Genomic DNA, 24,101 nt, shown 5'->3' on the forward strand with positions numbered 1-24,101 from the left:
GTGTCAATTGTTTCGTCTCCGTCAAGTCTTTGGGCAAGAGCTACTTTTTCGCGGCACATCGACGCGGGTGCGATAAGATAGAACGCCATGTCTGGCTGCGCGGTTTACGCAGGCTGGGCAAATCTGTACGACGCCGCCCGGAACGACACGGGGCGGCACAGATCCATAAAGGAGGATCACTGGTATGAGCCAGACCCGTCCCATCGATGAGCATTCCATGCACACCCGTACCTGCGGCGAGCTTCGCTTCGAGAACGTGGGCGAAGAGGTCACCCTCACCGGTTGGGTGAGCCGTCGCCGCGACCACGGCGGCCTTATCTTCTGCGACCTTCGCGACCGCGAGGGCATCACGCAGCTCACCTTCGACCCCGAGCACTCCGACGGCGACGCCTTTAAGATCGCCGAGACCATGCGTCCCGAGTGGCCCATCAAGATCCACGGCGTCGTGCGCGCTCGTGGCGAGGAGACCACCAACACCAAGCTCGCGACCGGCGAGATCGAGGTCCTGACCGACCATGCCGAGGTGCTCAACACGTCCGTCACTCCGCCGTTCCAGATCGAGGACGGCATCGAGACGAGCGAGGACACCCGTCTGCGCTATCGCTATCTGGACCTCCGTCGTCCCGAGATGATGGCCAACCTCAAGCTGCGCTCCGACTTTACCTTTGCCATTCGCGAGGCGCTGCACAACCGTGAGTTCATGGAGGTCGAGACGCCCTCCCTGTTCAAGTCCACTCCCGAGGGCGCCCGCGACTTCATCGTCCCCAGCCGCATCCAGCCGGGCAACTTCTACGCCCTGCCGCAGTCCCCGCAGCTTCTGAAGCAGCTGCTCATGGTCGGTGGCGTTGAGCGCTACTACCAGGTTGCCAAGTGCTTCCGCGACGAGGACCTGCGTGCCGACCGTCAGCCCGAGTTCACCCAGGTCGATATCGAGATGTCCTTCGTGGACCAGAACGATGTCATGAGCGCGCTCGAAGAGGTTCTTGCCGATGCCTTCGGCCGCATGGGTGTCGAGATGCCCACGCCGCTGCGTCGCATGAACTACTGGGATGCCATGGACACCTATGGCTCCGACAAGCCCGATACCCGCTATGGCATGCACCTGGTCGACCTGACCGACATCTTTGCCAACTCCAAGTTCAAGGTCTTTGCGACCGCCGCAAACGAGGAGGGCTCTGTCGTCAAGGCCATCAACGCCAAGGGCGCCGGTGCCTGGGCACGTGCCAAGATCGATAAGCTCGCCGGCGTGGCCTCCACGTTTGGCGCCAAGGGCCTGGCCTGGATCGCCTTCCGCGAGGACGGCTCCATCAACAGCCCCATCGTCAAGTTCTTCTCGGACGAGGAGATGGCTGCTCTGCGCGAGCGCGTGGACATCGAGCCCGGCGACCTTGTGATGTTCGCCGCCGGCCCGCGCCTGCTCTCTGACGAGATCCTGGGCGGCATGCGTTCCCACATGGCCAACGCGCTCGAGATCAAGCGCGAGGGTCACGACTTCCTGTGGGTCGTCAACTTCCCACTGTTCCACTGGGACGAGGACCGCAAGGCCTACGCTGCCGAGCACCAGCCCTTTACCCTGCCGACCGAGACCGACATCGCCAAGATCGAGGCCGACCCGCTGGCAGCCGGTTCTTGCACCTACGACTTTGTCATGGACGGCTTTGAGGCCGGCGGCGGCGGTATGCGTATCCACAACGCCGAGATGCAGATGTCCATGCTCAAGCTCCTGGGCTTTACCGAGGAGCGCGCCGAGTCGCAGTTCGGCTTCCTCATGGAGGCCCTCAAGTTTGGTGCGCCCCCGATGGGCGGTTTCGCTCTGGGTCTGGACCGCGTGTGCATGCTGCTCACCGGCTCCGACTCCATCCGCGACGTCATGGCGTTCCCCAAGACGGCCAGCGGCTCCGACCTCATGTCGGGCGCCCCGAGCGCCGTTTCCGGCGCCCAGCTCAAGGACGTCAGCCTGCGCCTGATGTAGGCGAGCGGCTATATATTGCTTGCAACGAGGGAAGGACGTGTGCCTTCCCTCGGTTTTTATACGCCGAGGTTGCGAGGGCATGGGGTGACCGGATGTCGCGGAAAGTGCGTCCCGGAATCTGCGTCCAGAATGGGATGAACTTTCCGCTAGGGTCGCTCAGCGGAAACTGCGACCCAGAATTCAGCCACATAACGGGACGCACTTTCCGGTTGAGCTTCTGGTGGGTCTCGACAAGCATCTAACGCTACAATAACTACCACGTGGCTGGGTTTGCCGGCCGAATGTGCGATGTCGTGGGAGGGGACATGGTCGAGTTTACAAAGACGATTAAAGATCCGTTGGGACTACATGCCCGCCCGGTTGCGTTGCTCTATGACATCATTGCCAAGCATCGTAGCGACGTGTCGGTCAGCATCGGCGACCGCCATACTGACGGCCGCGACGTTATAGGGCTCATGGCACTCTGTGGCGAATGTGGCGAGGACATCGTGTTCCGCGTTTCGGGCGTGGATGAGGCCTCCTGTGTCACATCGATCAGAAATCTCTCGCTCTAAGCATGATAGGGCGCGGTAAAGGATGGTCCTTTGCCGCGCCTTTTTGTTTCGTATAGGAAACTTTTTCGAAATCTGAATGGGGACCCTTTACAAAAAGTTAACCACGTGCTAGTTTACTATAGCGAACATAGACGTGGTTAACTTTTTACGCGTCGATGTTGAGGACGAACTGACGTTAGGAGCAACTCATGTCTTGCGGACCGCAGATGCCGGCCATGCCGCTTTCGATGGTAAAAGCGGGCGAAACCGTGCGCGTGTCTCGTGTAAAGGGCAATGAGGACATGAAGCACCACCTCAAGGACCTCGGCTTTGTCGAGGGCAACGAAATCCACGTGGTGAGCTCGAGTGGCGCCAATATCATCGTCACGGTGCTGGGCGCACGCTTTGGCATCGATTCCAAGGTTGCCATGCACATCATGACCGTCGGTTAGTCTGCAGCATTTCATAAAAACCGAAAGGGGGATAAGAGGATGAAGACGTTGGGTGACGTTAAGGTGGGCGAGAGCTCCACCATCGTCAAGCTTCACGGTGAGGGTGCGCTTCGCCGCCACCTTATGGACCTGGGGCTCATCAAGGGCACTTCGTTCAAGGTCGTGAAGGTTGCACCGCTCGGTGATCCGGTCGAGATCAACGTGCGCGGCTACGAGCTTTCCATCCGCAAGGAGGAGGCGGCCGTCGTCGAGGTCCAGTAAGGACCCGCGACGTATATTTCTGCAGATAAAGTTAGGTTTTTCTAACTTAATGCAGCACTTTGAAGCACATTATCCAGCCTGCGCGGAGAAAGCAGCGCAGGCACACAAGGAAGAAGGATTGAATGGCGGATTCTCAGATCCATGTCGCGCTGGCGGGTAACCCCAACTGCGGCAAGACCACGCTTTTCAACCTGATTACCGGCGCCAACGGCTACGTTGGCAACTGGCCCGGCGTCACGGTTGAGAAAAAGGAAGCCAAGCTCCTAAGCGACAAGAACGTTACCATCACGGACCTCCCTGGCATCTACTCGCTTTCCCCCTACAGCCCCGAGGAGCAATGCTCGCGCGATTACCTCATGAGCGGCGAGCCCGATGTTGTCGTCCAGGTTGTCGACGCCACCAACCTTGAGCGCAACCTGTATCTGGCGCTTCAGGTTATCGAGACCGGCCTGCCCGTGGTCGTTGCCCTCAACATGGCCGACCTGGTCGAGAAGAACGGCGACAAGATCGACACGGACAAGCTCTCCAAGAAGCTCGGCTGCCCGGTCATGATGATCTCGGCCCTTAAGAACAAGGGTATTAAGGAGCTGTTCGAGCAGGTCAAGAAGTCCGCTGCTTCCAAGGGCCAGATGCCGGAGCACAAGTTCGACTCCTCCATCGAGGACGTTCTGGACCACATCGAGAACAACCTTCCGGCGAGCGTTTCCGCCAACAAGCGCCGCTATTACGCCGTCAAGCTGTTCGAGCGCGACGCGGACGCCTGCAAGCTCATCAACCTCACCAAGGAGAAGGCCGCTCGCGTGGAGCAGCTGGTCGCCCAGTGCGAGCAGGACTGCGACGACGACGCCGAGTCCATCATCACCGGCGAGCGTTACGGCGTGATTGCCCACATCATTGACGAGTGCCTCACCAAGGCTCCGGCAAAGATGAGCACCTCCGAGAAGATCGACCGCGTGGTTACCAACCGTATCCTGGGCCTGCCGATCTTTGTGGTCATCATGTTCTGCGTGTACTACATCGCCGTTTCTACCTTGGGCGGCACGGTGACCGACTTCACCAACGACCAGCTCTTCGGTACCGACGGTTGGTATGTGCTCGGCCAGGGTCGCGACGCCTACGACGCGGCCGTCGAGGCTGCGGGTGACAATGCCGACTCGGTCGACCCGGCACAGTACGGCCCCTATGTCCCGGGTATCACCACCGTGGTGCACGACGCCCTTGTGGCGGGCGGCACCGAGGACGGTGGCCTGGTCGATTCGCTGGTCTGCGACGGCATCGTCGGCGGCCTGGGCGCCATCTTCGGCTTCGTCCCGCAGATGTTCCTGCTGTTCGTCATGCTGTCCTTCTTGGAGGACTGCGGCTATATGGCCCGCGTCGCCTTCATCATGGACCGCGTGTTCCGCCGCTTTGGCCTGTCCGGTAAGTCCTTCATCCCCATGCTCGTGTCCTCGGGCTGCGGCGTCCCCGGCGTCATGGCTACCAAGACCATCGAGAACGAGAAGGACCGCCGCATGACGGTCATGACCACCACGTTCATTCCCTGTGGCGCTAAGCTGCCGATCATCGCCCTGCTCATGGGTTCCATCATCGGCGATTCTTCTACCACCGCCGCGTGGATCAGCCCGCTCTTCTACTTCCTGGGCGTCTTTGCCGTCATCGCCTCGGGCCTCATGCTCAAGAAGACCAAGCTCTTCGCCGGCCGCCCGACCCCGTTTGTCATGGAGCTCCCCGCTTACCACTTCCCGGCGATCCGCTCCTGGGCGCTGCACGTGTGGGAGCGCTGCTGGGCCTTTATCAAGAAGGCCGGCACGATCATCTTCGCCTCTACCGTCGTGGTGTGGTTCCTCTCCAACTTTGGTAGCTACAACGGCTCCTTTGGCTTCCTGCCTGCGATGGACGGCATCCCCGAGGAGTTCATGGACTACTCCGTGCTCGCCATGCTGGGCAACCTGGTCGCTTGGATCTTCGCCCCGCTCGGCTTTAGCACCTGGCAGGCAACCGCGCTGACTGTCTCTGGCCTCGTCGCCAAGGAGAACGTTGTCGCCACCGCCGGCTCGCTGCTGTCCGTCGCCGACGCGGGCGAGACCGACCCGAGCCTGTGGACCGCGTTTGCCGGCATGTTCCCCACCATGGGCGCCTGCGTTGCCTTCGGCGCGTTCAACCTGCTGTGCGCTCCGTGCTTTGCCGCTATGGGTACCATCCGCAACCAGATGAATTCCGGCAAGTGGACCGCGATTGCCCTCGGCTACGAGTGCGCCTTCGCTTGGGTGATCGGCCTGTTCATCAACCAGTTCTATAACCTGCTTGTCCTTGGGCAGTTTGGCTTCTGGACGGTTGTGGCTATCGTGCTGCTGGTCGCGATGCTCTTCCAGATCTTCCGTCCCATGCCCAAACACGCATGGACCGACGAGGACGAGACCAACACTGCTTCCGCCGCAGTTTCCGCTTAAGTCCGAATAAGGATTAGCCCCTTTTCACGAGCCCGGGTGTCCCAGCGACACTCGGGCTTTTTGGTGGGAGATATGTGGCGTTTCCGCAGATAAAACCGACCAAAATAAACCTGTCCCTTTTTGGTAAGTGGAGAATGGGGTAAAGTAAGTGATGGTTAACTAAAGGAGGCTTGCTATGGCACCTATCGATATTGTTGTACTGGCTGTTATCGGCGTTGCGTTTGTCGCCGTGTGCGTGCGCATCTACCGCAAGGGCGCTTGCGCCGACTGCGCCCAGGGTGGCGTTTGCACGGGGCATTGCTCCAACAAAAAGACGTGCGCCGCGCTTAAAGGCGTAGACAAAATCGCCGAAGACTTGGGCCGCGGTATCAAATAAGGTCCAGACATCCAAGCGCCTCGCGAGCATCCGTTCGCGGGGCGCTTTGCGCATTTGGGCGCGAGCGCGGTGAGTTGAAGAGTATTTTTGGGGTATCGTTAACTGAACTGTAAATTGGCAACTTATCTATAACGGAGTAATCCCATGAGCGCTCGCGTAACCATGAAGGACATAGCCGCCGAGCTTGGCGTTTCCATCAATACCGTGCACAAGGCCCTGACGGGAAAGGCCGGCGTGAGCGAATCCGTGCGCGCCAAGGTGAACGCCAAGGCCGAGACCATGGGCTATCACCGCAACACAAGTGCCTCAAGCCTGCGCCGCAAGGATATCAATCTGGTGTTTTGCTTGCCCCGCGCATCGCGCGAGGGCGCGTACTTTTTCCGTTACCTGTGGGAAGGCTGCAATCGCTTTGAACAGGAGGTCATCGACCAGGGCATTACGGTTGAGCGTGTTGAATTTGGCGTGGGCGGCTACGCCGATGCGCTCGAGCAAATCGACGAGCGTTTGCAGGTGGGTGAAAAGATTGATGGCTTGCTTGCCTATGCGCCGGGCGACGATCGTTCAACTGAGCTTTTGGGGCAGATTGCCGAGGCGGGCGTGACGATCGAGCTCGTCGACGGCGACCGTCCGCATTTGAATCGTTTGGGTGCGAGCTTGGCCGATTATTCGACGGCGGGTAGCCTTATGGCCGAGCAGGCGGCAAACCTGGTCCATGCTTCTGGGGCCGACGCCCGCGTGCTCCTTTTGACAGGCGACCCGTATACCGATTCGCACTATCTAACCGCCCGCGCCTTCCACAATTACCTGCGCGAACGTGATATTCCATGGCAGGTTGAGGATCTTGCAGGTGCCCATGCGCAAGTCAAACAGCTCGAGCATGAGCTCGAAAAGCGCTTGAGTGCGCTGGACGCCCCCGAGCTTATCTGCAGCGTTTTTGCCGTTGGTTCCGAAGCGGTTGCCGACGCGCTCGTCTCGAGCGGCAAGGCCGGTCAGGTCATGGTGATCGGCAACGACCTGTTTCCCGAAAGTGCTCTGGCCTTGCGCCGCGGTATCTTTACCAATATTGTCTATAAGGACCCGACGAGCCTGGCGTATCGCGGCGCTAAGACGCTGGGCGATTATCTGCTGTGGGGAAGGATCCCGACGGAGCCCGTCCAGAAGGGCGCCGTCGAGATGGTGTTTGCCAGCAATGTCGACCGCTACTGCGAACTTGCGGGAATTTAGCCGATTGAGCAGGTACCCCCTCTTACGACGTGCATTTTTGGGAGTATTCAGCATTGGCATGCCCTGAATGAGGTGCAGAACGACTGTTTTAAGTGCCCCCGATGGCGTAATTTGCCATCGGGGGCATTTTTTGGCTTATAGGACAAAATGTGTGTCCATGTTGGGGGCATCGGCGCAGGTCGATGCCCCTTTTTCAGCCGTTTAAATTCCGTGCCCGCTTTTAACCGCTCGGACAGAATGTGTGTCCGGTTGCCTATCGTTCCCGCAGGTAGATAACCTTTTCCGGAACCGTTAAATACCCTTTCGGAAGAGGTGCCCATGAAGGCCGTTTATTGCCCCTACTGCGGCGGTCGGACCAAGCGCAACGGCAGGACCTCATCGGGGTCCCAGCGGTGGAGGTGCACGGCCTGCGGCGCGTCGACGACGGTGAGGTACGACGACACGGCGACGAGGCTCGAGGAGTTCCTCGGGTGGCTCCTCTCGAAGGACTCGCAAGCCATGATGCCGGGCGGCGGGCGGTCCTTCAGGCGCAGGACGGCCGAGTTCTGGGAGGTCTGGCCCATGCCCGTCCCCGACGGCGAGCTGCACCGCGTGCTCCACGTCGACGGGATCTGGGTCGCGCGCGACCTCGTGGTGCTCATATGCTGCAGCGGCGAGAGGGTGGTCTCCTGGTACATGGCGAGGTCGGAGAACTCGAGGGCGTGGTCGGCCCTCATGGCGCCGATCCCGGCGCCCGACGTGGTCGTCACCGACGGCGGGAGCGGGTTCGCCAAGGCCGTGCGCGAGACCTGGCCGCGCACCAGGGTCCAGAGGTGCACCTTCCACGCCTTCTCGCAGGTCAAGCGCTACACGACGACGCGGCCGAAGCTCCAGGCGGGGCGCGAGCTCTACCTCATCGCGCGCGACCTCATGGGCATCGAGACGCTGCACCAGGCCGAGCTCTGGGTCGAGCGCTACCTCGACTGGTGCGGGTTCTGGGCCGACTTCCTGGAGGACAGGACCGTGGTGGACGGCAGGAGGGTCTACACCCACGAGAGGCTGAGGCGGGCGCGCTCGTCGCTGTCGTCGCTGGTGTCGGCGGGGACGCTGTTCACCTACCTCGACCCCGCCCTGGCCAAGGCCGGCCCGCTGCCGTCGACCAACAACATGATCGAGGGAGGGGTGAACTCGCAGCTGAGGGCCGTCCTGCGCAACCACCGGGGGCTGACGTCGGTCAAGCGCGTGAAGGCGGTGTTCTGGTGGTGCCACGCGCACTCGGGGGACGCGAGGGCGGCGCGCGAGAAGCTCGCCACGATGCCGACCGACGCGGACATCGACTTCCTGTTCAGCGTCTACTCCGCCTCGCCGTCGCGCGAGGACGGAGGGCCGGAGTGGGGCGACAGGGCCGTGTGGGAGGACCTCCACCACAGGGACCCGTACCCGTTCTGGCTGGATTAATGGATGGAAACGGATGTTCTATCGGGACACACATTTTGTCCCATAAGCCCATTTTTTATGCCGATCGGGCGCTATCTGCGTTCCAAATAGGACGCTGAGGATGGCGCACGGCGCGCTCCAATGCTGAATACTCCCAAAAATGTACGTCGGGACATGACCCACCTGAGCAAAAGCGCTCAAGTTCGGTGTTCGGGGACGCCAACCGGTCCGCAATACATGCAAGTCACATCTCCAGCAACCGTTGAACGGGCAAAATCTACCGTTCACCCCGTGATGGTTAGGTGAACGTTCACCTAATGTTCCATTTTGCATTACTATAGTGAACGTTCACCTAAAGGATAACGAGCGCGCCGTGCGCCCGCGTTGCCAGCAAAGGGGCTGTTTGATGAATAACTTTATGGACGATCAGGATTTCCTGCTGAGCACTAAGACCGGCGAGGAGCTGTTCCACAACTTTGCCGAGGACATGCCCATCGTCGACTATCACTGCCACATTTCTCCCAAGGAGATTTGGGAGGACAAGCGTTTCGAGAACATCACCGAGGTTTGGCTGGGCGGCGACCACTACAAGTGGCGCCTGATGCGTGCCAACGGCGTCGACGAGCGTTTTATCACTGGCGACGCCCCTGCTCGCGAGAAGTTCCAAAAGTGGGCCGAGACCCTGGGTCGCTGCGTTGGCAACCCCGTCTTTGAGTGGAGCCACCTGGAGCTTAAGCGCTACTTTGGCTACGAGGGCGTCCTCAATGGCAAGACTGCCCAGGAGGTCTGGGACCTTGCCAACGCCAAGCTCGCCGAGGCCAGCTTTACCTGCCGCAACCTGATCAAGCAGTCCAACGTCCGCATGATCTGCACTACCGACGACCCCGCCGACAGCTTTGAGTGGCACAAGAAGATTGCCGCCGATGACAGTTTTGACGTTCAGGTCGTTCCCGCCATGCGCCCCGACGCCGCTCTGCGCATCGAGCGCGGCCAGGAGTTCGCCGACTACTGCAAGCACCTTTCCGAGGTTGCCGGCATTGAGGTCAGCGACTTTGAGGGCATGAAGTCCGCCATCTCCAAGCGCTACGATGTTGCCCACGAGCTGGGCTGCCGCGCCTCCGACCACGCACTCGACTACGTTATGTATGTCCCGGCTACCGCCGATGAGATTGAGGCCATCTTTGCCAAGGGCCTGGCTGCCGAGCCGCTCACCGAGGAAGAGGTCCTCAAGTACAAGACCGCCTTTATGCAGTTTGTCGCCGGCGAGTATGTCCGCCTGGGCTGGGCCATGCAACTGCACTTTGGCTGCAAGCGCGACAACAACCGCGCCATGTTTGCCAAGCTCGGCCCCGATACCGGTTATGACTGCATCTCCAACTACACGCCGTCCGACCAGCTCGCCGATTTCCTCAACTCCATCCAGGAGACTTGCGGCCTGCCCAAGACCATCCTGTACAGTCTGAACCCCATCGACAACACCATGATCGATACCGTGATGGGCTGCTTCCAGGAGGCTCCGACTGCCGGTAAGATCCAGAACGGCTCCGCCTGGTGGTTCAACGACAACGAGGTCGGTATGCGCGAGCAGCTCACGGCTCTGGCTAACGAGGGCGTGCTGGGCAACTTTGTGGGCATGCTTACCGATTCCCGCTCCTTCCTGTCCTATCCGCGCCACGAGTACTTCCGTCGCGTGCTGTGCAGCGTGATCGGCGAGTGGGTCGAGCAGGGCAAGTACCCGGCCGACATGGAGCTGCTGGGCGAGGTTGTACGCGACATCAGCTACAACAATGCGGTCCGCTACTTTGGCTTTGACCTGGACACCGTCGAGGCCTAAGCCCGCATCAAATCACATCGAACTCGGGAGCGCCGTTGCCACACGCGGCGCCCCGTTTTGCTTGCACGCTAACAGTTATCTAAGGAGAGACATAGATGGAGAACATCAGCTATGATGCGCTCGAGAAGATCGGCTACAAGGGCTACCTGCTGTCCAAGGACGCTCCCGAGAAGGTTTTGCAGTTTGGCGAGGGCAATTTCCTGCGCGCCTTCGTCGACCGCTTTTTTGACATGGGCAACGAGGCCACCGGCTGGAACGGCAAGGTCGTCATGGTGCAGCCCATCAGTGGCGCCTTTGGCTTTGCCGACGGTATCAATGCCCAAGACGACCTGTACACCGTGCTGATGCGCGGCAAGGAGAACGGCAACACGGTTGACGAGTCCCGCGTGATTAGCGCCTGCAGCCGCTGCCTCAACCCGTATCGCGAGGACGACTACCGCGCCATGATGGAGGTCGCCGTCTCCGACGACCTGGAGATCATCGTCTCCAACACCACCGAGGCCGGTATCGCCTACGACCCGTCCTGCAAGGCCGACGACATGCCGCCTGCGAGCTTCCCCGCCAAGCTTGCCCAGGTGCTCCACACTCGCTGGGCCGCCGGTAAGCCGGGCGTCATCGTCCTCGCCTGCGAGCTCATCGATCACAACGGCGAGGAGCTGCTGCGCATCATGAACCAGTACGTGAGCGACTGGGGTTGGGAGGACGAGTTTGCGCAATGGATGGCCAACGACTGCACCGTCTGCACCACGCTTGTCGACACCATCGTCCCCGGCCGCATCCGCGATCCCAAGGAGGCCGCGGCGGTTGCCGAGCGTCTGGGCTATGAGGACCCCTTCCTGGCCGTGCGCGAGCCCTTCCAGATGTGGGGTATCCAGGGCGACGAGTCGCTTGCCGAGAAGCTTCCCTTTGTGAAGGCTGGTCTTCCGGGTGTCTTTGTTACCCCCGATGTCACGCCGTACAAGAAGCGCAAGGTCCGCATCCTCAACGGTGCCCATACCGCCTTCGTTCCGGGTTCCTGGGTTGCCGGTTTTGACATCGTGCGCGACTGCATGCATGACGAGACCGTTCGCGGCTTCATGAACACCATGCTCTACGACGAGGTCATTCCGACGCTTGCCGCCGACCTGGATGTCGAGGACTGCAAGGCCTTTGCCGCCGCTGTCGAGAATCGCTTCGACAACCCGTTTATCGACCACGCGCTGCTCTCCATTTGCCTCAACTCCACGGCTAAGTGGCGCGCCCGTGACCTGCCCACGCTCAAGGACTACGTTGCCGAGACCGGCAACCTGCCCAAGTGCCTGGCGACGAGCCTTGCTACGCTCATTGCCTTCTATACGCAGGAGCTCGTTGCTCGCGAGGGCGATGGCCTGCACTTGCGCCGCGCCGACGGCACCGAGTACACCGCTCAGGACGACGCCTTCGTACTCGATTTCTACGCCGCCCACGCCGGTGCCGACGATGCCCAGCTGGTGCACGACGTGCTCACCAACGAGCAGATGTGGGGCGAGGACCTTACGCAGATCGCCGGTCTTGAGGAGTTTGTCGTCAGTGCGCTCGCCGTCGTGCGCACCGAGGGTGCCAAGCAGGCCTTCGCCAACGCTCAGGCGTAAATATCCGGCGCGGGTGTGGAATGGCATGCCCGCGCTTCGACTTCTGCTCAACCTGTAGGGTTAGGACTCTTTGTAATGAACACTATCCAGATCAATCCGGCCGACAACGTGATCGTCGCGCTGTCGCCGCTTGCCAAGGGCACCGCCGTCGCGGTTCCCGGGGTGGGCGAGGTCGTGGCCGCGGAGGATATTCCGCAGGGCCATAAGATGGCGGTGCGCGCGATTGCCGCAGGGGAGGACGTCATCAAGTACGGCTTGCCCATCGGACACGTGACGGGCGATGTCCAGCCCGGTCAGTGGCTCCACACGCACAATGTGAAGACCAACCTTTCGGGCGAGGTCGAGTACACCTACAACCCCACACATCCGGTCGTGGATCCCGTTGAGCCCGAGACCTTTATGGGGTTCCGCCGCGCCGACGGTCGTGCCGCGACGCGTAATGAGCTGTGGATCATCCCCACGGTCGGCTGTGTCAACGAAGTCGCCCGTGCCATGTGTGAGCAGGCCCAGGATCTGGTCGATGGCTCGCTCGAGGGCGTCTACTACTTCCCGCATCCCTTTGGCTGCTCGCAGACCGGCGCCGACCATGCCCAGACGCGTCGTCTGCTGGTGGCGCTCTCGCGTCACCCAAATGCGGCCGGCGTGCTGTTCCTGTCGCTCGGTTGCGAGAACTGCACACACCAGCAGGTGCTCGACGAGCTCGGTGACTTCGATCACGAGCGCGTCCGCTTCCTCACCTGCCAGGACGTTGCCGACGAGCAGGTCGAGGGCCACAAGATTCTGGCCGAGCTGGCAGACCTGGCCAAGCAGGCCAAGCGTGAGCCCATTCCAGCCTCCGAGCTGGTCATTGGTCTTAAGTGTGGCGGTTCTGACGGTCTTTCGGGCATTACCGCCAACCCCACGATCGGTCGCGTGAGCGATATGCTCGTCGCCCGCGGTGGCACGTCGGTGCTCACCGAGGTCCCCGAGATGTTTGGCGCCGAGAGCATTCTGCTCGATCGCTGCGAGGACGAGCAGGTGTTTAACGCCGCCTCCGACATGCTCAACGGCTTTAAGGATTACTTTATTAGCCATGGCGAGGTCGTCTACGAGAACCCGAGCCCCGGCAACAAGGATGGCGGCATCACCACACTCGAGGACAAGAGCTGCGGCTGCGTGCAAAAGGGCGGATCTGCCCCCATCGTCGACGTGCTGCCGTACGCCGGTCAGGCTACCAAGCATGGTCTGAACATGTTGTGCGGTCCGGGCAACGACATGGTATCCACCACGGCCCTGACGGCTGCCGGCTGCCACGTGATCCTGTTCTCGACCGGCCGCGGCACGCCGTTTGGTGCGCCGGCGCCTACGCTCAAGGTGTTCACCAACCAGCGCCTGTGTGACCACAAGGCCAACTGGATGGACTTTAACGCCGGTGTGGTGGCTACGGGCGAGCGTACGCTCGATGAGGCTGCCGGCGATCTGTATCAGCTGGTGCTGGACACGGCGAGCGGCAAGCTTACCAGCGCCGAGCGTCGCGGCTGTCACGAGATCAGCATCTGGAAGGACGGAGTCTGCCTGTAGCGATGACACGTTGAGCGCGTGATTGAATAAGCTGCTGCAAAGACTGAGCGACCCCGCCGAGGACAATCTCGGCGGGGTCGTTTTTCGTTTCTCGTTGCGTTGTCGTGCACGGCTTTTTTGGGAAGGGTGCCCGGCACCTCCCTCATCTCCAGAGAACAATGAACGTTCACCTAGTTGTTGCGTGGTGCTGAATCGACTTGATAATCAAAAATGCAGGGATTTTTTCATTTTCAGGCCCGTTCAACGGCAAAAAACGACCGTTCAAGGATAATATACAAGTGAACGTTCACCTATCATAAGCAATCGCGCATAATCTAGCTAAACGTTCACCCTGAACGGCATGCAGACAGACGTCGGTATGGACTCCAATGTCTTGGTACAAGACAATCGAGAAAAGAGAGGGAGCTCGATGACTAATAAGATCGGAAAAAAGCGTAAGATCACATTCTGGACGCGCTTGGGCTTTGGTATGGGCGGTATGCTCAATTCCGGTGCCCTGACCTTTACGCACAGCTACATGGTGCTGTTCCTGTCCACGGAGTGTGGCCTGTCCGCAGGCGAGGCTGCACTGATCAGCTCGTTTGCCATCTATGTCAACGCCATTCTTTGCCCGCTGATGGGCTTTGTGGCCGATAACTTCTATGCCACCAAGATTGGCCGCATCTTTGGTCGTCGCCGTTTCTGGATCTTGCTGGCCATCCCGATGATGATCGCCGAGCCGCTCATCTTCGTGGCTACGCCGTTTGGCTTCCCGTACTACTTTGTGCTGTACCTGATCTACAACGTCGCGTACACGTTCTGCACCGCCAACCTGTCGCCGCTTACCATCGAGATGACCGACGACTTTAAGGAGCGTACGTACCTCACCGGCTACAAGCACCTCTTTGGTAACGCCGCCGGCTTCCTGATGGCTGCACTCGTCGGCTTTGGCTTTGGCACCTTCGGCGAGACCAACCCGTTCAGCTACTTCATCATCGCTACGGTCAACGCTTCGGTCATGGCAATCTCGCTGCTCTGCGTGTACCTGTCCACGTGGGAGCACACCCCCGAGGAGGTCGCTCAGGAGAAGATCGAGAGCGTCGGCGAGGGCATCAAGAAGTTCTTTATCGACGTTATCTCCACCTTCCGCAACAAGTCCTTCCGCAAGGTCCTGTATGCACAGGTCTCCACGAAGCTCGCTGCTGCCTGCTGGTCTGCGTGCCTGTCCTTCTTCATCGTCTACTGCCTGCAGATTCCTAAGTCCTACGAGTCCGTGATGGAGATGCCTGGCAAGGTCGTCGCTATCGTCTGCACCGCCATCTGGGTCGCCCTCATGGCCAAGAAGGGCTTCCACAAGTCTTGGTACCTGGCAAATGTCGGTTGCGCTGCGTGCATCATCGCCTTCAACTACTTCGCCTTTGGTCAGATCAACGGCACCTCCACGGTCGCCATCGCCATGATCGCCTACCCCATCATCTTCGCCATCTGGAAGTTCTTCTACGTCGGCTTCCAGTACCTGCCCGATGTTCTGCTCAACTACATCCCCGATGTCGATGAGCTCATCACCCTGCGTCGTCGCGAGGGTATCTACAGCTCCGCTCAGCAGCTCTGCCAGCAGATCGCCCAGGCTATCGCCGTCAACGTATGGGCTATCGTCCTTGCTGCCTCCGGCTTCATTCAGACCGCCGGCAATAGCGACGCCGTGACCCAGCCCGCTACCGTGCCTCTGTATATCTGCGGCTACATGATCATCGGCTGCGCCGGCTTCTTCCTGCTTGCGGCCGTCCTTGCCCGCGGCATCAAGATCGACAAGGAGCAGTGCGACGTCCTTTGCGACGAGATTCACCGAGTCAAGGAGGGTGGCAAGATGGCCGACGTCAAGCCCGAGGTCAAGGCGCTTTGCGAGGAGCTCTCCGGCTTTAAGTACGAGGACTGCTTTGCCCACAACAACGTTGGCTTCCAGGACGGTAGCGTAACTCCCGCCGAGTAAGGCCGACATATCGTCCAAATCACAGGGCCGTGCCACCGGAATTCCGCCGGCAGGCACGGCCCTTTTTCAACAGCGTACAATTTGCCTTTAGAGCATTTTTTTTGAGGGAGAAACCCATGGAGACGAACGTTATCTGGCGCAACGCGCGCGCGGCGGTTATCGAGCTTGACGACGGCGGTTACTTTACCTGCGCCGATACGTGGGAGATCTTTGTCAACGACGAGCCCGTCGGTACCACGAATACGGTCGAGACCTATGTCGACGGCCTGACCCCCGGCAAGCGCAACTTGGTCCGTTTTGTCTGTGGCGAGCGTGAGCTGAGCGTAGGTGTCACCACGCCGGCTGAGCCCTTTACCATCAACGTTCGCGACTGTGGCGCCAAGGGCGATGCCGAGCATGATGACACCACCAACATCCAGGCTGCCATCATGGCCTGCCCCAAGGGCGGCCGCGTGCTGATCCCCGCCGGTAGTTATCGCATCAAGTCCCTCTTCCTTAAGAGCAATATCAACATCGAGCTCGCCGAGGGAGCGGTGCTGTTGGCCCGTCACGATCGCGCGGCGCTTGCCTACATTCCGGGCACGGTCACAGGCGACGAGGGCGCCGGGTATGCCGGCACCGATATGCTGCCCCTGGGCCGCTGGGAGGGCGAGAGTTTCTCGACCTACTGCTCTACCTTTACGGGTCTGAGCGTGCACGACGTGTGCATCTATGGTCGTGGTGCCATCGACGGTCAGACCGATTTTGCCGAGGACAACTGGTGGAACAAGGACTTTAAGAACATCTTTCGCCCGGAGGAGGGCCGCGAGGTCGCCCGCCCGCGCATGATCTTCCTATCCGAGTGTGAGAACGTGAGCTTGGCCGGCCTCACCGTCCGCAACAGCCCGGCGTGGAACATCCACCCCATCCTGTGCGAGCACGTCGATGCGCTCTGCCTGTCCATCGAGGGCCCCAAGAACTCCCACAACACCGACGGCTTCGATCCCGAGAGCTGCGGTTTTGTTCGCATCCTTGGTTGTCAGTTCTCAGTGGGTGACGACTGCATCGCCATCAAGAGCGGCAAGCTGGGCATTGAGCCCGAGCTTCGTCCCGCCACGCACGACGTGCTGATCTCTCACTGCTACATGCACGATGGTCACGGCGCCGTGGTCCTGGGTTCAGAGGCTGCCGGCGGCATCAAGGACCTTACCGTGAGCAAGTGCCTCTTTGAGCGCACCGACCGCGGCCTGCGCGTCAAGACCCGCCGCGGGCGCGGCAAGGATGCCGTCAACGAGGGCATTACCTTTGAGCACATTCGCATGGACGAGGTGCTCACGCCCTTCGTGGTCAACTCCTTCTACTTCTGCGACAAGGACGGCAAGACCGACTACGTGCAGTCTCGCGAGGCACTGCCCGTCGACGACCGCACGCCCGGCTTTGGTGCCACGACGTTTTGCGATATCGAGGCCACTAACTGCCACGCGGCCGCTGCCTACATCACGGGCCTGCCCGAGAGCAAAGTAACGCGCCTGACGTTCCAGGATGTCCACGTGACCTTTGCCGACGATGCTGAGCCCTTTGTTCCGGCCATGGCCTGCGGCGTTGAGCCCATGGTGCGCCAGGGCATCATCGCGCAAAACGTCAAGGTACTCGACCTGCAAAATGTGGTGATCGAGGGCCAGGACGGCGAGGAACTGCAGCTCCAGAACGTCGACAAGGTTATCCGTGCGTAGGCGTTTGCTCCTAAACAATTAAATTCGGTATGTCGCGGCGCGCGATGGGCAGGGCCTTCCCGACCCATTGCGCGAACTTTTTATATGCCGAAACTGCAACGTAGACGGTCTACGACGAAAGGACGCGGTGACTGATGATGAGTGAGAGACGATTTTTTGAGGTTTCGCCCGAGCGTGCGGGGGCATATCACAGTATCTCTAAGGCCTTGGAGGCAATTGACGAATCCTGTCCGAATGACGGACGGCCGGTGACAATCCATATCGAGCCGGGCGAGTATCGCGAGCGGGTCGAGATTCATCGCTCGCATGTGACGATTGAGGGAGAGACGGCCGACAGCGTGCGTATCGTGGGCAGCCTGGGTGCCAAGATGCCTTCGGAGGACGGCTCGGGCGTCGACGGCACGCTCGGCACGTTTAGGACCTATACCGTTTTGGTCGATGCCGACGACGTACGGCTCGAGAACCTCACGATCGAAAACGATGCGGGCGATGGGCGCGAGGTCGGTCAAGCGATTGCCCTGTATGCTGATGGCGACCGTCTGGTTGTCGATGCCTGCTGCATTAAGGGACACCAAGACACGCTGTTTTTGGGTCCGCTGCCGCCGCATGAGGCCAAACCGGGTGGGTTTATAGGACCCAAACAGTATGCGCCGCGCCGGGTGGGACGCCAGTATTTTCGACGTTGCCGGATCGAGGGCGATGTCGACTTTATCTTTGGCGGCGCGCGTGCCTACTTTGAGGGGTGCGAGATTCGCTCGCTCAACCGCGATATGGATGTCAACGGGTATGTAACGGCAGCCTCCACGCCTAAAGGCGAGCCGTACGGATTTGTGTTTCATGGTTGTTCGTTTACAGCTCCGGATGGCGTGGCGCCGGATTCGGTCTACCTGGGCCGTCCTTGGCGCGAATGGGCGCAAACTGCGCTGATCGATTGTTGGCTAGGGCGACATATCAAGCGCGAAGGCTGGTGGGATTGGAATAAACCGGCGGCGCACAACTGCGCGCAGTATGCTGGCGCGATCCTGTATGGGCCGGCGGGCGATACTACCGGCTGGGTGCCGTGGGCGAATGAACTCGATGTGATGGCTGCCGCCGGGTACGCTCGCGAGCAGGTGCTTGCCGGTGTGGATAGCTGGGATCCCGAGGGCGGCGACGGTGATGCGGTGGAGACGGCTGGGCTATCTGCCAATGGTCGCACCGTGCACATCGAGACGTACTGCGAAGACGAGCCTGCGCTGCGTGCCCGGCTGAAGCGCGAAGGGCGCTCGGCGGCATTTGCGGGCAAGACTCCTGCAGATTTTGAGGCGTGGAAGATTGCGACCAGGACTCGTCTGTACGATGTTTTGGGCCTTTCGCTTATGGACCGCGTCTCGATTGAGATTCGTGAGCTCAGCCGCGTGCGGGTTGCCGGCGGCATTGTGCGTACTCATGCGATGCTGCAGGTTGAGCACGATGTGTGGATGTCGTTTTACCTGTTGGAGCCGTCTCATCCGAAGCTTGATGGACGGGGGCTTAAGCGTTGCTATATCTGCCCGCATGGCCATCAGGGAGCAGGCGCCGCAAGTGTTGCGGGCGTGACGGGCGTGCCGGCGGTCGATGATGCTGTGCGTAAGTTCAATTACGACTACGGTCTGCGTTTGGCGCGTATGGGTTACGTGACCGTCTGCCCCGACGCACGCGGTTGGGGATACCGTCGTGACTGGAAGGGTCAGGGCGATGACGAGAACAGCTTTCTGCGCGGCACGTGCCTAAACCAGGCGCGCATGGCCGAGCCGCTGGGACTTACCGTTGCGGGCCTCAACGCCTGGGATAACATGCGTCTGATCGATTACCTAGAGGCGCGCGGCGACATTGCCATGGACGACCTGGGCTGTTTTGGCTTTTCGGGCGGCGGATACATGACGCTGTATCTGGCGGCGCTCGACCCACGCGTATGCAAGACGTTTGTCTCGGGCTACCTGTACGGTGTCGATGATTCGCTGCTGCACCTCAACGGCAATTGCAGCTGCAACTACACACCCGGACTTTGGCGCTTGCTCGACATGGGCGATATTGCCTCGCTTATTGCGCCGCGCCCGTTGTTAGTGCAAAGCTGTGAAGAGGATCATCTGAACGGTTCGCGCGGGCTGAAAAATGTTGACGAGCAGCTCGAGATCGTGCGCGATGCCTACAAGTTGCTGGGTCGCAGAGATGGCCTGCGGCACGAGGTATGTCCGGGTGAACACCATCTGGGCGTGGCACATCTTGTCGAGGATATCGAATGGCTCGATTCGCACGTTGCGGAATGCGCCCGTGCATAGCCCCTCGGCATGCTGCGAATAAACGGTACGTTCCTGTATGACCGCCGATGGGCGGATGAGGAGAAGATTATGGAAACGAAGAGTTTGAGTGAATCGACCATTTGCTGCTTTGGCGATTCGACCACATGGGGCGATAACGGATGCGGCGCAGGCGGCAACGACATCTCTTGGACTTCGCATCTGGGCGCGTTGCTGGGAGGCGCGGTCGTCGAGAACTTTGGCATCAAGGGTTCGCGTATCGCCATCAAGGCCGACCGTACCGATTCGTTTGTCGAGCGCCTTGACGGTATCGACGATGCGGCCGATATCTACATCGTCTTTGGCGGCGTCAACGACTTTAGCCGCAACGTGCCGCTTGGAGAGCTCGGCAGCACGGACGTGCATGAGTTCTATGGTGCACTCGATTACCTGATCCGTACCATCACGGCGCGCTCGCCTCGGGCAAAGCTCGTGTTTATGACGCCGTGCAAGACGAGCGGCAAGCACGAGAAGGATATCCCGGCAAGCGACGAGCTCAACCACCTGGGGTTGACGCAGGTCGCCTACGTGCGAGCGATGCTCGAGGTCTGCGACCGCTACTCCGTGCCGGTGATTGACCTGTATGCGCAAAGCGGCATCAGCCCGTTTTTGCCGGAGCACCGCGAGCTCTATATGCCGGACGGTCTGCACTACAGCCCGGCTGGCTATGAGCGCCTGGCGCATCGCATCGCCGCGGGTCTCACCGCCGTTTGCCGCTAAAAGTCTGCCGTTCGCGAGGAATATAGGGTTAACGTTCACCCTATATTCCTCGTTCGCGTTACACTAGGGGTAACGTTCACCTATCGTTTATGTCAGAGGGGACAGCAATGGGTTGCAATCAAATCCTGGATCGTTATATCGAGCAGTTGATCGAAACCTCTACGCCGCAGGCGCCGGCTTGGAATATCGAAAAGATTCGCGCCGGCAAGGAGAACACCTGGAACTATATCGACGGCTGCATGATCAAGGCGCTCATCGAACTGTACGAGATCACGGGTGAGCAGCGCTACCTGACCTTTGCCGATGACTACATCGATTTCTTTGTCCAGGACGACGGTACCATCAAGCATTACAACCCGCAGGAGTACAACCTCGATAACGTCAATGCGGGCAAGACCCTCTACAAGCTCTATGACCTGGTGGGCAAGCCCAAGTACCGTGCCGCCATGGACACCATCTACCGCCAGCTCGAGACCCAGCCGCGCACCAAAGAAGGCGTGTTTTGGCACAAGGCCGTCTATCCCAACCAGATCTGGCTCGATGGCATGTATATGGCCCAGCCGTTCTACATGCAGTACGAGCTGAGCTTCCACAACCGTCGTGCCTGCTCGGACAGCTTCCATATGTTCCAGGTCGTGCATGACCTGATGCGCAATCCCCTCAACGGTCTGTACTATCACGCTTACGACGCGAGCCGCAAACAGTTCTGGTGCGACCCGGTCACCGGCCTTTCGGCTAACTTCTGGCTGCGCGCCGAGGGCTGGTTTGCCATGGCACTCATCGATACCTGGGAGCTCATGCCGCCTTCGATGTCAGCCGAGAAGGACGAGATTCGCAAGATGTTCCACGACCTGATCGATGCCATGCTGCCGTATCAGGACGAGAAGACCGGCATGTGGCATCAGGTCATCAACCTGCCCAATATCGCCCCCAACTACCTGGAGGAGTCTGGTAGCGCGATTTTTGCCAATGCCATCATGAAGGGCGTGCGTCTAGGCGTGCTGGGCGAGCGTTACTACCAGTACGGCCGTCGCGCCTTCGACGGCATCTGCGAGACCTGCCTGTCCGAGCATGATGGGCAGCTGGCGCTCGACAACATCTGCCTGGTCGCGGGCTTGGGAAACACCGCGCACCGCGAGGGCACGTTTGGTTACTACATGAGCGAGCCTATCGTCAAAAACGATGCGAAGGGCGTGGCGCCGCTGGTGCTTGCCTATATCGAGACCATGCATCACGACAAACTGGCCGGCAGGCATGACCCGCTTGCTCCCTCGGGCGTGTGCTCTATCGAGGACCCGTTTGGCGGATACACCCCGGGCATCAACGCTCATAAGGGATGTGAATAACGTGGGGGCTATTACTCCGGGTGTGCGTTTGCACGACCTTCCGCAGGGGACCGTCGAGGAACGCATCCGCATGGCGGGAGAGCTGGGCTTTTCGTGCATTCAGCTGCCGAGCAAGGTGCTCTACGCATCGATGGGGATCGATCGAGGCGGCCTGACCCGCGAGCTTGCCGACCATTTGCTTGCGGTGCTCGACGAGGCGGGCGTTTCGGTCGCCGTGCTCGGCTGCTATAAGAATTTGGCGACGCCCGATCGCCAACAGCTCATGGATAACATTGCCGAGTACGAGGCATGCCTGAACTTTGCCCAGATGCTCGGCGGATGCCCGGTTGGCACCGAGACCGGTCGCCCCAATGCGCAGAACCGCGTTGCTGACGACCGCACGACTGATGAGGCACTCGAGGCTTTTATGGACGGACTCGCACACGTCTGCGATCGGGCCGAGGCCGTGGGCGGGCAAATACTGATCGAGCCCGGTTGGAACGAGACGGTTAATACGCCGGATCGCTGCCGTGAGGTGCTGGAGCACGTCTCGAGCCCGTCGCTCGGCGTGATCTACGACCCAGTGTCGCTGCTGCACCCCAGCGTTGTTGACGAAGCGCAGGAAATCACAGCGCGCATGCTCTACTTATGCGGCAGTAAGATCCGCGTGCTGCACGCCAAGGATTTTGAGGTCGTTGATAACGAGGACGAAGCCGGTTGGTGCGACGGTACGGGCTCACGCCTGGTGTGCCACGGCGTGGGCGAGACGGGTCGCTATGACTTTGAGCCCGTGGTGGCCTGGGCTGCCGCCGCCTGCCCTGGGATTCCCTGCGTGGTCGAGAACAGCGTGCCGGCGACGGCGGCTGACTGCCTGGCGACACTCGAGCACATGTCCGCTCGCTGCGGGGCTTCGCATCGCGAGTTATAGCATTGGCTTTTGCCGTGTCGGCAGATTGAGATTACCTGTATGGGGGCGGCGGTGAAGGGTCTTTATCGTCGCCCCCATTGGATTGCATTAAAAAGGGGAGTTGCGTGGCTATCCACATTGTCGAAGAGGCGAATCGTTGCCTAGGTTGTAAAAGGGCGTTCTGTCAGATTAAGGGCTGCCCGGTTCAGACGCCTATTCCGCAGGTCATCGACCTGTTCAAACAGCGCCGTCTGCAAGAGGCGGGCGAGCTACTGTTCCAGAACAATCCCATGAGCGCGGTCTGCTCCATGGTGTGCAATCATTCGGGCCAGTGCGAGGGCGCTTGCATTCAGGGCCGCAAGGGCGCGCCCGTGCATTTTTCGAGCATCGAGAACTATATCTCCACGGCGTATTTGGACCGCAAAGAGTGGAGACCCGCGCCGTCGCGCGGCAAGCAGGTCGCCGTGGTCGGCTCCGGCCCAGCCGGTATTACCGTGGCCATTAAGATGGCGCAGCTGGGTTGCGCCGTCACTGTTTTTGAGCAGCGGCCCGAGATCGGCGGTGTGCTGGAATACGGTATCCCCGAGTTCCGCCTGCCCCGTGCGCTCGTGCAAAAGTACCGTCATGTGATGTGCTCGCTTGGCGTGCGCGTGCGCCCCTCGACCACCATCGGTGGCGCGCTGCATATCGACGACCTGCTGCGCGACGGCTACGATGCGGTCTTTGTTGGTACCGGTACCTGGCGTGCCCACAAACTGGGCATTCCCGGCGAGTCGCGCGGCAACGTGCTGTTTGGTATCGATTACCTGGTCGATCCCTCGAGCGTGGCGATCGGGCAGAACGTGGCGGTCATCGGTGCCGGTAATGTGGCCATGGATGTGGCCCGCACGGCGCTGCGTTCGGGTGCTCGCAAGGTCACTGTGTATGCACGCTCGCGCCATATCTCGGCCATCGACGACGAGGTCGAGCTGACCGAGCTTGACGGTGCCGAGATTGTGTGCGGCAAGGCGATCTGCGCCATCGACGATAACGGTCCGGTGTTCGAGACGGCTATCTTTGACGAGGACAACAACGTGGTGGGCTACGAGGAGGAACTCGACCATGCGTCTGCCGACACAGTTGTGATTGCAGCTTCGCAGGTGCCCAAAGACAAGCTTGTGCTTACAACGGGCGGCCTAGAGACCGACCATCGTGGCCTGCTTTCGGTCGACGAGCGCGGCATGACCACCGTGCCTGGCGTCTTTGCCGCCGGCGACGTGGTCAACGGCCCGCTGACGGTTGTTCACGCCGTAGCCGGCGCCAAGCTCGCCGTCGAAGGCATGACCAGCTACCTGGGCCTCTAACTCCATCCCGCCCATCAGTTGCGGTGAAATACGGACTGTCTTGGCTGTCAAAGGCCTTATCTACTCCGTATTCCACCGCAACTTTTTTGTGGGTCGATACGTAGGCAGGGGAGTGCGTG

General features: G+C 60.3%; 18 protein-coding genes. All 18 read left to right on the forward strand.

Translation table 11 applies throughout. From position 1 onward, the window contains the following. Window positions 1-184 precede the first annotated feature (184 nt). The 18 genes from aspS (at window position 185) to ACKUUJ_RS04670 (ending at window position 23,982) form a co-directional block, all read left to right on the forward strand. Complete coding sequence (gene aspS, locus ACKUUJ_RS04585) at window positions 185-1,972, forward strand: aspartate--tRNA ligase (RefSeq protein WP_409064801.1); 1,788 nt, start codon at window positions 185-187, stop codon at window positions 1,970-1,972. Between the two features lie 305 nt (window positions 1,973-2,277). Beyond that, window positions 2,278-2,526: an HPr family phosphocarrier protein gene (locus ACKUUJ_RS04590; protein WP_055285973.1), complete on the forward strand. Its 249-nt coding sequence runs from the start codon at window positions 2,278-2,280 to the stop codon at window positions 2,524-2,526. A 188-nt stretch (window positions 2,527-2,714) separates the two neighbouring features. Continuing rightward, a complete protein-coding gene (locus ACKUUJ_RS04595; protein ID WP_022094360.1) occupies window positions 2,715-2,957 on the forward strand; it encodes a FeoA family protein in 243 nt (80 codons plus the stop codon). A gap of 39 nt (window positions 2,958-2,996) precedes the next feature. Then, a complete protein-coding gene (locus tag ACKUUJ_RS04600) occupies window positions 2,997-3,218 on the forward strand; it encodes a FeoA family protein (RefSeq protein WP_006234774.1) in 222 nt (73 codons plus the stop codon). Between the two features lie 122 nt (window positions 3,219-3,340). Beyond that, entirely contained in the window at window positions 3,341-5,668 is a 2,328-nt protein-coding gene (locus ACKUUJ_RS04605; protein WP_409064802.1) for a ferrous iron transporter B, read from the forward strand. Window positions 5,669-5,843: 175 nt separating this feature from the next. After that, a complete protein-coding gene (locus ACKUUJ_RS04610) occupies window positions 5,844-6,044 on the forward strand; it encodes a hypothetical protein (RefSeq protein WP_409064803.1) in 201 nt (66 codons plus the stop codon). 144 nt (window positions 6,045-6,188) lie between these two features. Further along, window positions 6,189-7,268 carry a substrate-binding domain-containing protein gene (locus ACKUUJ_RS04615; protein WP_409064804.1) on the forward strand — a complete coding sequence of 360 codons (1,080 nt, stop codon included), beginning with the start codon at window positions 6,189-6,191 and terminating at the stop codon, window positions 7,266-7,268. Between the two features lie 318 nt (window positions 7,269-7,586). Beyond that, window positions 7,587-8,705, forward strand: coding sequence for an IS1249 family transposase (locus ACKUUJ_RS04620; RefSeq protein WP_409064805.1), 1,119 nt, complete (start codon window positions 7,587-7,589; stop codon window positions 8,703-8,705). Window positions 8,706-9,090: 385 nt separating this feature from the next. Further along, window positions 9,091-10,518 (forward strand): glucuronate isomerase, encoded by a 1,428-nt coding sequence (gene uxaC / locus ACKUUJ_RS04625; RefSeq protein WP_409064806.1) that lies wholly within the window; start codon window positions 9,091-9,093, stop codon window positions 10,516-10,518. A 95-nt stretch (window positions 10,519-10,613) separates the two neighbouring features. Continuing rightward, complete coding sequence (locus ACKUUJ_RS04630) at window positions 10,614-12,128, forward strand: tagaturonate reductase (RefSeq protein ID WP_409064807.1); 1,515 nt, start codon at window positions 10,614-10,616, stop codon at window positions 12,126-12,128. A 75-nt stretch (window positions 12,129-12,203) separates the two neighbouring features. After that, window positions 12,204-13,688 carry a UxaA family hydrolase gene (locus ACKUUJ_RS04635; protein WP_409064808.1) on the forward strand — a complete coding sequence of 495 codons (1,485 nt, stop codon included), beginning with the start codon at window positions 12,204-12,206 and terminating at the stop codon, window positions 13,686-13,688. A 409-nt stretch (window positions 13,689-14,097) separates the two neighbouring features. Further along, a complete protein-coding gene (locus tag ACKUUJ_RS04640) occupies window positions 14,098-15,657 on the forward strand; it encodes an MFS transporter (RefSeq protein WP_040358813.1) in 1,560 nt (519 codons plus the stop codon). 116 nt (window positions 15,658-15,773) lie between these two features. Further along, on the forward strand, window positions 15,774-17,369 hold the full coding sequence (locus ACKUUJ_RS04645) for a glycoside hydrolase family 28 protein (RefSeq protein WP_409064809.1): 1,596 nt from the start codon (window positions 15,774-15,776) through the stop codon (window positions 17,367-17,369). A 137-nt stretch (window positions 17,370-17,506) separates the two neighbouring features. Next, window positions 17,507-19,669: a pectinesterase family protein gene (locus ACKUUJ_RS04650; RefSeq protein ID WP_409064810.1), complete on the forward strand. Its 2,163-nt coding sequence runs from the start codon at window positions 17,507-17,509 to the stop codon at window positions 19,667-19,669. A 69-nt stretch (window positions 19,670-19,738) separates the two neighbouring features. Then, complete coding sequence (locus tag ACKUUJ_RS04655) at window positions 19,739-20,407, forward strand: SGNH/GDSL hydrolase family protein (protein WP_253279142.1); 669 nt, start codon at window positions 19,739-19,741, stop codon at window positions 20,405-20,407. Window positions 20,408-20,514: 107 nt separating this feature from the next. Continuing rightward, entirely contained in the window at window positions 20,515-21,753 is a 1,239-nt protein-coding gene (locus ACKUUJ_RS04660) for a glycoside hydrolase family 105 protein (protein WP_115596161.1), read from the forward strand. 1 nt (window position 21,754) lies between these two features. Beyond that, window positions 21,755-22,660, forward strand: a complete 906-nt coding sequence (locus ACKUUJ_RS04665; RefSeq protein WP_409064811.1) for a sugar phosphate isomerase/epimerase family protein — start codon at window positions 21,755-21,757, stop codon at window positions 22,658-22,660. A 104-nt stretch (window positions 22,661-22,764) separates the two neighbouring features. Further along, window positions 22,765-23,982 carry an FAD-dependent oxidoreductase gene (locus ACKUUJ_RS04670; protein ID WP_409064812.1) on the forward strand — a complete coding sequence of 406 codons (1,218 nt, stop codon included), beginning with the start codon at window positions 22,765-22,767 and terminating at the stop codon, window positions 23,980-23,982. Window positions 23,983-24,101: the final 119 nt, after the last annotated feature.

Origin of the sequence: Collinsella sp. wc0583 (genome assembly GCF_046116915.1) — a bacterium.
Lineage (GTDB): Bacteria > Actinomycetota > Coriobacteriia > Coriobacteriales > Coriobacteriaceae > Collinsella.